Genomic DNA, 9,796 nt, shown 5'->3' with positions numbered 1-9,796 from the left:
ACCCGTGACCGCAGATCCTCGCTCAACGCTCTGGCCATCATCCACCTCCATCGAGGTAGAAGTTGAACCAGACGTCGGGCACACCGTCACTTCACATCCGATTCATCGATCAGAGGATGCGCTCTAGCGTCCGACCGCCTGCTTGAAGTGCATGGCATCTATATCCAACCCATAAACTATCCCACCGTGCCGCGGGGCAGAGAGCGCCTACGCATCACACCGACTCCGCTCCACACCGATACATTGGCAGACGATCTCGTCGAAGCGCTTGATGAGGTGTGGGCAACCCTTCGCCTGACGCAATATGGTCATGCGGAGGTCGCCGAATAAAGGAAGCACAAGGTACTGAATTTGGACCGACGGAGCCAAGTGTTGAAAAAGGTCTCTTCGATTGTCGCCAGTATCGTCTTTGTTTCGGCCCTCTCCGTGGCTCCCTCGGGGCCAGAAAGCAGTCGCGCCTATTTCGCCGGCCCTATAATTACTGTTCCCGTAAGCTCTCGCGCGCAGCCACTTGTCGTGCGTGTGGCCCTGGCTAAGAGAGCCGAATCTCGCACTACTCGTACTATCGCCGGCTGGATCGAACCCTCTGCCTCCGTCAGGGTGCATCCACGCGTATCCGGGGCGATCATTGCGCAAGAGGTTGTCGAAGGCCAAGAGGTCAAAAAAGGAGACGTGCTGTTCCGCTTGGACGACCAGGAAACGCGGGCGAAACTCTTACGGAGTGAGGCTCTGTTGGCTCGTGACCGTGCCCGGCACGACCGCGCCGTCGCTGATCTCGTCCGCTTCGAGGAACTCGTCCGAAGATCCGCCGCGTCCCCGGCGCAACGCGACGAGATCGCGGCGGATGTAGCGATCTTCGCCGCAGAAGTCGCCGCCAGTGAAGCAATGGTCATCACCGACCGAATTGCTCTCGATCATGCGACAGTACGATCACCGGTCGCAGGGCGTGCCGGCGCCATCGCAGTAGATCTGGGCAGTTTTGTAGGTGCGTCGGAGACAAAAGCGGCGGGACTCCTGACGATCACGCAGACAAAGCCTGCGCGAGTGTCCTTTCAGCTGCCGGAAACTGACCTCCCGCTATTGCTGACATCTCTCGCAACGACGACCGATCCAGCTCTAGTCCATGTATACGAACCCAGCGATGGGAAACTTCTCGGAAGCGGGAGCGTCACGTTCATCGACCCAGCCGTCGATTCAAAGTCCGGGACTATCCGGGTGGTGGGCCTCATTCCGAATCACGACAACGTGGTCTGGCCCGGTCAGTATGTCCGCGTCTCCGTCGACTTCAACGTTCAAGAGGAAACCGTCACGGTGCCTCTCGACACGTTGGTTTCGAGTTCGGAAGGGATGAGCGTCTTCGTTCTCGATCCGGGTAACAAGGCAGAACAACGCAAGGTCGTCCTATCCGAAACTCGCGATGGACTTGCCTTTGTGGCAAGCGGAATTAGCCCCGGAGAGAGCGTCGTCAGGGGCGATTACCCGCAAATCGCAGCAGGTAACGTGGTTACGATAGCAGCCGAGGCAAAGGTTGCAGACGCTAGCCGGCAATCGGGCAACGTACCGATGCATCGTCCATGAACGTTTCCGCCCCCTTTATCCGCAGACCCATTGCCACATACCTCCTGTGTCTTGCTTTGGTCGCCGCCGGGCTTATCTCCTACACCGCTTTACCTCGCGCCTCACTGCCGAAAATCGACGTTCCTGCCGTCTTGGTGACAGCCGACTTCCCGGGAGCGAATGCGGAAACTATGGCAAGTGCGGTTGCAAGGCCGCTGTTGGAAGAATTCTCGAACCTTTCTGACGTTGATGTGATCCGCGCCGTCAATCGCGAGGGATCTACCGCTATCACAGTAGAGTTTTATCTTGGCCGGGACGCCGATCAAGCTGTCGCCGAAACCGCAGCAGCGGTGACACGGGCACAAGCTCGTCTGCCGGGTTCTATGCCGACAGCGCCAAGGACGCTGAAGCTTGACCCGACAGATGTGCCGGTTCTCCTCCTCGTCCTTAGCAGTGCAAGTCGCCCATTGCCTGACTTGGAGGATTTCGCCCGAAGGATCATTCAGCCAATGATCAGCGACACGCCCGGCGTCGGAGCCGTATCGGGCGAAGGCTCTGGCAAAAGCGCGATCCGCATTGACGCAGATCCCCTTGCCCTTACCGCCAGAAATATGACCATCAGCGAGTTAGGACGTTATGTGCGTGCAGCTGTCGACGCTGGACCACTCGGCAGCATCGCCGGGGCGGACTTGCAGGTTGTCCTCCAGGCTGACACTCAGCCTTCGAACGCTGCCGCATTTCGCGACTTAGTTGTTTCTGGAACCGGCGGAACGCCCGTTCGACTTAGCGATATCGCAAAGATCAGCGACTCGGTCGAGCATGAACAGCGGATCGCTCGCTACGACGGTCACGACGCCTATGTATTGTCTATTCGAGCACAGGCGGACGCAGACATCATTTCTGTCGCTGACGGGATTCGAGAACTTCTGCCGAAACTACGCGACGCGCTTGGATCAGGCGTCAACATCGAGATCGTAAACGACCGCTCCACGGCCGTAGCGAATGCGGTGCACGACGTCGAGTTGACGATGATCATCACGACCGTGTTCATGTTCGCCCTAATGTTCGCGCTTGTCGGGCGTCTGAGTTCTACCCTCATCCCCAGCCTCGTCGTGCCGGTGACGTTGGCCGGAACGTTCGCTGGTTTACATATCCTTGGGCTGTCCCTCGATAACATCACCCTTCTCGCTCTGACCTTATCTATTGGGCTCATCATCGACGACGCGATCGTGATGCACGAGAACGTCGTACGCCATCTCGAAGAAGGTGTCTCGCCGATCAAGGCGGCCATGCGCGGGTCGAAGGAAGTAGGCTTTACGATCGTCTCCATGACCCTGTCTCTGGGAGCCGTATTTCTCCCGGTGTTGATGATGGGAGGCATTGTCGGGCGCATTCTCAATTCTTTCGCCGTGACCGTTGTGATTGCGCTCGCTGTGTCCGCGCTAGTGTCGGTTACCCTCACGCCCACTCTCGCGGCCTACTGGCTGAGGCCCTCTCATCCAAACCTGCGGGAGAGGCTAAGTCTGCTCGAGTGCGGTTTCCATAGCCTCCTCCGTGGTTATGAAATGCTGCTCGATGTTAGCCTGAAGTTTTGGCGGACTACTATTCTGATTTTCGTTTTTTCGGTCGTAGCGACCGGCTGGATGTTGAAGGAGATCCCGAAGGGATTTTTGCCCGGAGAGGACACGGACCAGCTAGTTATCGCTCTCCAGGCGCAGCCCGACACATCCTTCGCCGCGATGAACGAAATGCAAGGTACCGCCGAGGTAATCGTCTCTAAGTCGCCCTTTGTAGCGCACGTTCTTTCAGAGGTTGGAAACGAGAGGATCGGTGCCGTAAACGAAGGCCACCTCTTTGTCGAGCTGAGAGCAAGGCGTGGTCGCCCCCCTATCAGTGAAGTTATGGCAAGCCTACGAAAGGAACTTGCTGCGATTTCGGGTCTCACTTCTACGGTGGCGACGACCCAAAGCGCTCGGATGGCGGGAGGAAAGGCGCGGGGCGCATATCAGTTCTGGATTCAGGCCGACACGCTTGTCGAGCTGGCATCGTCGTCCAACCTGATACTTGAGGCGATGAAAGCGGACACACTTTTCCGGGCTGTGTCGGGAGATCTACTGAAACTGGCGACACATACTCGCATCGTTGTCGATCAGGAAAAGGCCGGATACCTCGGTCTGAATGCGGGTCAAATCCGTGCCGCCCTTCACGCCTCTTTCGGTAGGCGGCCGGTGGCGACGATCCAGGGGGTCGCAGAAAGCCAAGAAGTCTTCCTCGCAATGGATCCCGTTGGCACAACGTCAGATCGTCTGCATGCTGTGACTGTCCGCGCAAACACGGGGTCACTGGTGCCGTTGGCAGCGGTGGCCGCGTTCGAGCGCACTGTTGGTCCAGCGGAGGTAAACCAGGTAGGCACCCGGCCGGTAGCATCTATCTCGTTCGACCTTTCGCCAGAAGGATCGATTGGGGAAGCAATATCTCGTATCGAGGCCATCCGAGCGAAGCAACTAAAGACGACAAGTGTCACGATCGAGTTCGGTGGCAGCGCACGCGCATTCAAGGAATCTATGGCAGATCAAGGCTTACTCTTAGTCGCTGCTGTTTTGGTAATCTATATCGTGCTGGGCATGCTCTATGAGAGCCTGGTTCATCCCCTGACAATCCTAACCGGCCTGCCGGCCGCTGCGACAGGGGCGCTCGGTGCGCTCATGCTGTTCGATATGGAATTGAGCCTCATGGCACTCATTGGCCTGCTGGTGCTCATCGGCATTGCCAAGAAAAACGCTATCATGATGGTCGACGTGGCGCTCGATCTACAGCGCCAAAATATCCCGGCGCGAGAAGCAATCCGGACCGCGTGCCTTCGCCGTTTCCGCCCAATCATGATGACAACGATGGCAGCTCTCGCCGCGGCTCTGCCAATTGCTATCGGTTACGGGGCAAGCGCGGAACTTCGCCAGCCATTGGAGTGGCAGTGGCCGGAGGGCTGCTCGTCTCTCAGGTACTGACCCTCTTCATCACGCCGGTAATCTTCCTCTGCCTCAATGAGGCGGTGCAACGTTTCCGTTCCACTTTCTTCGCCATGTCCCGGGGCCGAGGATGCTCCTCAGCCCCGAATTGAGAATTGTGCACGCGGATAGTGACTACAAGCGAGAGGGTAATGAGCAAAGAAAATGAAACCGAACATATCTACGCCGGATGTGTCGCAAATTGTGAAAATTTTTCTCGCTGTTCTGCGGCATGCGCTTGAATTGCAGCAGGCTGTTAGCTTTGGCTGCCGCGGAGCAGTAGCGAGGCGCCTTGATAGCGACCGCCGAAGCGATGAGGCTTGAGCTCCCATTCTTCGCAAGGGTCCGGTTTAGGGTTCGATGCCGGCACAGCAGAGTGACAGAGTTGGGCGCAAAGCCGTTATTCAGCGAGTCCTGCCTGCGCCTCCTTCCATTGGGTCACTGGCATCCGCCGTTGAATGCTGGATATCCTTACGGCGCCGCGCGCTCGGCAAACGACGTCACCACCAGCTGCTCCCACTCACCCCACCGTCCCGCAATGTGGCAACGGAATGGCGTTCGGGCCGTTTGTCCTGCGAATGGACGGACCAAGGAGCGCAATTGATGACGAGTGATACCCGGAACGCGGCGGGGCGGGCGGATCAGGCGGGCAGGGGACGCGGGGCCGTGCGGCCGTCGCAGATCCCGGCCGCGGGCTGGAAGGACGTGGCCTGGCGGGTCTTCGCCGAGATCAGCGACGACCGGGTGATGCTCGTCGCGGCCGGCGTGACCTATTACCTGCTGCTGGCCTTCGTTCCGGCACTGTCGGCGCTCGTCTCGGTCTACGGCCTGTTCGCCGATCCCGCCACGGTGCAGGAGCACGCCGCAATGCTGCAGGCGCTGATCCCCGGCGGCGGCATGGAGATCATCAACGAACAGCTGACGCGGCTGGCCTCGCAGGGCAACACCACGCTGGGCTTCACCTTCGTCATTTCGCTGGCCATCGCCCTGTGGAGCGCCAATGCCGGCATGAAGGCGCTGTTCGAGGCGATGAACGTCGCTTATGACGAGGCGGAAAAGCGCAGCTTCGTCACGCTGACCCTGACCTCCTTCGTCTTCACGCTGGGGGCGATCGTCGCGGCGATCCTGTTCATCGGCCTCGTCGTCGGCCTGCCGCTGGCGCTCGACCTCCTGGGCATCGGCACCGACACGAAATGGCTGGTCAGCATCGCCAGCTATGCCGGCATCTTCCTGCTGGTCTCCTTTGGCATTGCGGCGCTGTACCATTGGGGTCCGAGCCGGACGCGCGCCAAATGGCGCTGGATCACCCCGGGCACCGTGCTGACGGTGGTGGTGATCGTCGTCGTCTCGCTGCTGTTCTCCTGGTACGTCGCCAATTTCGGCTCCTACAACGCCACCTACGGTTCGCTGGGGGCTTTGATCGGCTTCATGACCTGGATCTGGATCTCCACGACGATCCTGATCGTCGGCGGCGAGGTGAATGCCGAGATGGAGCACCAGACCGCCCGCGACACGACCCGCGCGCCGGCGCAGCCGCTGGGCTCGCGCGGCGCCACCATGGCCGACACGGTTGGCCGGGCCTCGGTGTCGGTAGAGGAGCCGGACCTGCCGACCCGGCGCGAGGAGCTGGAAGACTTTCTGCACCGGCGCCGAGGCACGGCGAAGATCGTGGCGATGGCGCTGCCGACCGCCCTGTTCCTGACCTGGATCATGCGCAACCGCGAGCGCGCATGAGGCATGCCGGCCGCCATTGTGCGGCCAGATGAAGGTCGGTCGGCGGGGAGGGGATCGGCTCCGCCCCGGCCTGCGCGGACGCCGGCCTGGCGCCCGTGGCCGGCGATGCGGGTGTCAGGCGGCGCTGTAGCGCTTGCGATAGGCGGCGAAATCGTCGCTGCGATACAGCGCGTCGACCTCGTCCATGGTCAGTGAGGTCTCGTCGGTGTCGATCGAGACGCTGTAGCGGGGCGTGTCCTGGTCTTCCATCGCGCTGCAGATGGCCTCGGCCAGCGTGTCGAAGCGCTTGTGCGAGACGCCGCCGCGCGGGCTGACGCGGCGCGCCGACTTGGCCCAGAAGAAATCGGCGGGCAGATCGAAATTCAGGGAAGACATACGTCAGCTCCGTTGGTTGGACGCCGCGCGCGCCCGTCGGGCGCTGCGTTCCCTTTTATATAGGGCGCCGGTTCGCATTGACCTGCAAATGACCGGCCGGCAACGCGCCGTTCAGCCGAGGTTCAGCCGCCGGCCACCATGGTGGCGGCCATGATCACCATTCGCCATCGCCCCGCTTCGGCCACAGACCGCCGGTCGCTCCGCCCTTCGCGGATCGCGCCGGGCCGGCCGGTCACGCCGCCCTCCGGTGAGCGCTGCGAGGCGGCCGGCGGCGTGCCCGGGCCGCTCTCCGCCGAACCGCCCATGGCCCGTGCGGCCCGGCGGCTGCGGCAGGCCGAGGCCGGCTGGCTGGCCACGGCGCTGCGCGACGACGGCCGCGCCTGAAGCGCCGGGCCGGCCGCTTGCGGACGGACCGCGCTGTTTCATCCCGGCACAAAGCGCCGCCTGTTCATTCTTCGCTTACCAAACCCGGCTAGCTTTCGGCTGTCCGCTCGAGTTTCGCGGAAGACGAAAGGCCATCGCATGGTATCGCGTATTCGCGAATGGCGCTTCGCTGCGCTCGCCGTCGCCTGTATCGTGACGGCGAGCCTTTCCTCGCAGCATGCCGCGGCCCAGACAGGCTTCGCGCCCCCGGTTCCGCCCGGCGACATTCCGCAATCGGGCGGCATGGTCTGGGGCGGTCACGTTCCGTCGGCCGGCGAGGGCTACCGGCCGAGCGTCGCCCGGCCGGATGGCGCCAACGCCGCGCCGCCGGCGGCCCCCGAACCGCTTGCCGCGACCCAACCGATCGTCCGCGCCGCGCCCGCCGCACCGGCCGCCGCCGCGGCGTCTTCGGCGTCGACGACGAGCTCGCTCTATCAGGATCTTCTCGGCCGCCGCGCCAGCGTGCCTGCCGCCGCGCCGCTGCAGCCGGCCGGCAATGGCGCCTTGCCGCCGCTGGACGCGCCGCGCAGCGTCGGCGGCGAGACGAGCAGTGCCGCGCCGGCCGCCGATCCCTGGACCGGCCTGAAGGCGGTGACCGCCGCGCCACCGCCACAGCGGCGGGAAGTGCCCGCGACCCCGAAGTTCGTACCGCAGCGCAGCGTCGTCGCCTCTCTAGGGGAGGCGCGCAAGCCGGCACCTCAGAGCCCGGTGCCGGGTCGGGGCGCGCTGGAGAACCAGACGCCGAGCGGCTACCGCGCCATGCCGCGCTCGGAAGCCATGTGCCGGACGGCCCTGCGCAAGATGGGCGTGAGCTTCGTCGACATCGACCCGGTCAGCAGCGGCAAGTCCTGCGGCATTGCCCATCCGGTGAAGATCACGGCGATCGCCAAGGGCGTCGCCATGAAGCCGGCTGCGACGATGAACTGCGCGGCTGCCGCGCGGATCTCGCAATGGGTCGAGGACGAAGTGAAGTCCGCCGCCCGCTGGAAATTGTGGAAGCGCCCGACGGCGGTGCTCAACGCCTCCTCCTATCGCTGCTCGCGCATCGCCGGCTCGCGCACAGTCTCCGAGCACGCCAAGGGCAACGCCCTCGATGTGCGCGGCTTCGCCTTTTCCGACGGCTCGGTGTTCGACGTGGAGAAGAAGGGCTTCTTTTCCTTCCGCGAGAAGAGCTTCCAGAAGGCCGTGCGCCATTCGGCCTGCCGCTATTTCGGCACGGTGCTGGGGCCGGGCTACAATTACGACCACCGCGACCATCTGCATCTCGACGCCAAGAACCGCCGCCGCGTGGTCTGCAAATAGGCGCCGGGACGGGTTGCGGCGGCGCCGGCCCGGATCGTAGGGTCGCCTGACTTTATGCACCTGCAACCGGACGAGACATGCCGGGAGGCATCATGGCCGACGATTTTCCGCAGGGGACGGTCCACCAGGCCGGCGAGGACATGCAGGCGGCGCTGACGGCGGAGCCGGAGGTGCTGGATCTCTGGCGGAAGCTGACGCCGCTCGGGCGCAACGAGTTCATCTGCTGGGTCGAGGATGCCAAGCAGGCAAAGACGCGGCAGCGGCGCATCGAACGCACCATCGGCGAATTGCGCGAGGGCCGGAAGCGGCCCTGCTGCTGGGCCGGCTGCATCCACCGCACGGACAAGGCGCCGAGCCCGTGGCAGCAGGCGGTGCTGATCGACGGGAAGACACGCAAGGGGTGATCGGGCGGCGAAGGGCTGCGGCAGGCCGGTCTGGCGGTGGGTGCGCCTCGGGCTAGCCTGCGTCCGCTGCGCGCTTGTCGCGGCGCTTTTCCCTGCCCTCGTAGATCGTCTTGGCGAGTTCGCCGAGCGAGCCGAGGAACATGCCGGTGGAGCCGGCGACGAACATCCAGACGGCCAGAGTGTACCACTCCTCGAAGGCCTTGAAGAACAGCACCGAGCCGATGACGAAGAGCAGATTGCCGATGAGGCCGATACCGAGATGGATGTAGCCGAAGTCGCGAACGAGAATTTGCAGCATATTGGACCTTCGGAATGCGTGGCGTCTGTGCGGTGACGACGGCAGGGCGGCACCCGCCGCGTTCCCATGTCTGCGGCGGACGGCGGGCCGATCCCTGCCGGTCCGGCATAACGGGCCCCGATACGACAAGGCAACCGTGCGGCGGTGTCCTCGCTGCGGGATCCGACCGCCGGGAATGGGCCTCCGGCTGGTCCGGGTAATGCTGCGCCGTGCGGAGCATGCGGCTTGCCGACCGACGCGGCGGTGACACCCCTGCAGCCGTCGCGGTCTCGCGGTTGCGGGCGGCTTGCCACTGATGCAATGCGTCTGGGTCGCGCAGCGCCGAGCCGAGCTGGGCCGCGTTCCGCGCTAGGGGAAATCCGATGACGCCTGCATTCACCGCCGTCACCTATGTCGCGGCCGCGCTGGCCGAGATTGCCGGCTGCTTCGCCATGTGGTCGTGGCTGCGCTCGGGCGCGTCGGGGCTCTGGCTGGTGCCGGGCCTCGCCAGCCTGGCGCTGTTCGCCTTTCTCCTGACGCTGGTGCCGGTGGAGGCGGCGGGCCGGGCCTTTGCGGCCTATGGCGGCATCTATATCGCCGCCTCGCTCGGCTGGCTGTGGCTGGTGGAGGGCAGCCGGCCGGACCGCTGGGACATGGCCGGCGCCGGGCTCTGCCTCGTCGGCGCAGCGATCATCCTGTGGGCGCCGCGCGGCGCCTGA

General features: G+C 63.6%; 9 protein-coding genes and 1 pseudogene. 8 read left to right on the top strand and 2 right to left on the bottom strand.

From position 1 onward, the window contains the following. Window positions 1-117 precede the first annotated feature (117 nt). From J3367_RS19575 to J3367_RS19560, 4 genes and pseudogenes are all read left to right on the top strand, one after another. Window positions 118-330: pseudogene (locus J3367_RS19575) on the top strand (aminotransferase class I/II-fold pyridoxal phosphate-dependent enzyme); the annotation flags it as partial. Window positions 331-372: 42 nt separating this feature from the next. Beyond that, window positions 373-1,578 (top strand): efflux RND transporter periplasmic adaptor subunit, encoded by a 1,206-nt coding sequence (locus tag J3367_RS19570; protein WP_421462243.1) that lies wholly within the window; start codon window positions 373-375, stop codon window positions 1,576-1,578. Next, entirely contained in the window at window positions 1,575-4,562 is a 2,988-nt protein-coding gene (locus J3367_RS19565) for an efflux RND transporter permease subunit (protein WP_421462242.1), read from the top strand. Before J3367_RS19570 ends, J3367_RS19565 begins: the two co-directional genes overlap by 4 nt. A 603-nt stretch (window positions 4,563-5,165) precedes the next feature. Continuing rightward, window positions 5,166-6,296: a YihY/virulence factor BrkB family protein gene (locus J3367_RS19560; protein WP_421462240.1), complete on the top strand. Its 1,131-nt coding sequence runs from the start codon at window positions 5,166-5,168 to the stop codon at window positions 6,294-6,296. 114 nt (window positions 6,297-6,410) lie between these two features. Here the strand turns inward: J3367_RS19560 and J3367_RS19555 are convergent, their stop codons facing one another. Then, entirely contained in the window at window positions 6,411-6,671 is a 261-nt protein-coding gene (locus J3367_RS19555; RefSeq protein WP_024352075.1) for a hypothetical protein, read from the bottom strand. 150 nt (window positions 6,672-6,821) lie between these two features. Here J3367_RS19555 and J3367_RS19550 point away from each other — a divergent pair, with 150 nt between their 5' ends. The 3 genes from J3367_RS19550 (at window position 6,822) to J3367_RS19540 (ending at window position 8,800) form a co-directional block, all read left to right on the top strand. Then, window positions 6,822-7,055: a hypothetical protein gene (locus J3367_RS19550; RefSeq protein ID WP_421462238.1), complete on the top strand. Its 234-nt coding sequence runs from the start codon at window positions 6,822-6,824 to the stop codon at window positions 7,053-7,055. Window positions 7,056-7,193: 138 nt separating this feature from the next. Next, window positions 7,194-8,396: an extensin family protein gene (locus J3367_RS19545; RefSeq protein ID WP_421462237.1), complete on the top strand. Its 1,203-nt coding sequence runs from the start codon at window positions 7,194-7,196 to the stop codon at window positions 8,394-8,396. Window positions 8,397-8,488: 92 nt separating this feature from the next. Continuing rightward, the gene (locus J3367_RS19540) at window positions 8,489-8,800 is read left to right on the top strand and encodes a YdeI/OmpD-associated family protein (RefSeq protein WP_421462235.1); all 312 of its coding nucleotides are present in this window, start codon (window positions 8,489-8,491) and stop codon (window positions 8,798-8,800) included. Window positions 8,801-8,852: 52 nt separating this feature from the next. Here the strand turns inward: J3367_RS19540 and J3367_RS19535 are convergent, their stop codons facing one another. Next, window positions 8,853-9,098, bottom strand: coding sequence for a YrhK family protein (locus tag J3367_RS19535; protein ID WP_421462234.1), 246 nt, complete (start codon window positions 9,096-9,098; stop codon window positions 8,853-8,855). A gap of 362 nt (window positions 9,099-9,460) precedes the next feature. Between J3367_RS19535 and J3367_RS19530 the strand changes: the two genes are divergently transcribed. Beyond that, entirely contained in the window at window positions 9,461-9,796 is a 336-nt protein-coding gene (locus J3367_RS19530) for a YnfA family protein (protein WP_421462233.1), read from the top strand.

Source organism: Aurantimonas sp. NFXS3 (genome assembly GCF_049132005.1).
Classification (GTDB): Bacteria; Pseudomonadota; Alphaproteobacteria; order Rhizobiales; family Rhizobiaceae; genus Aurantimonas; species Aurantimonas coralicida.
The sequence above is the reverse complement of the archived record's forward strand: the minus strand, read 5'-3'. Positions and strand labels throughout refer to the sequence as shown.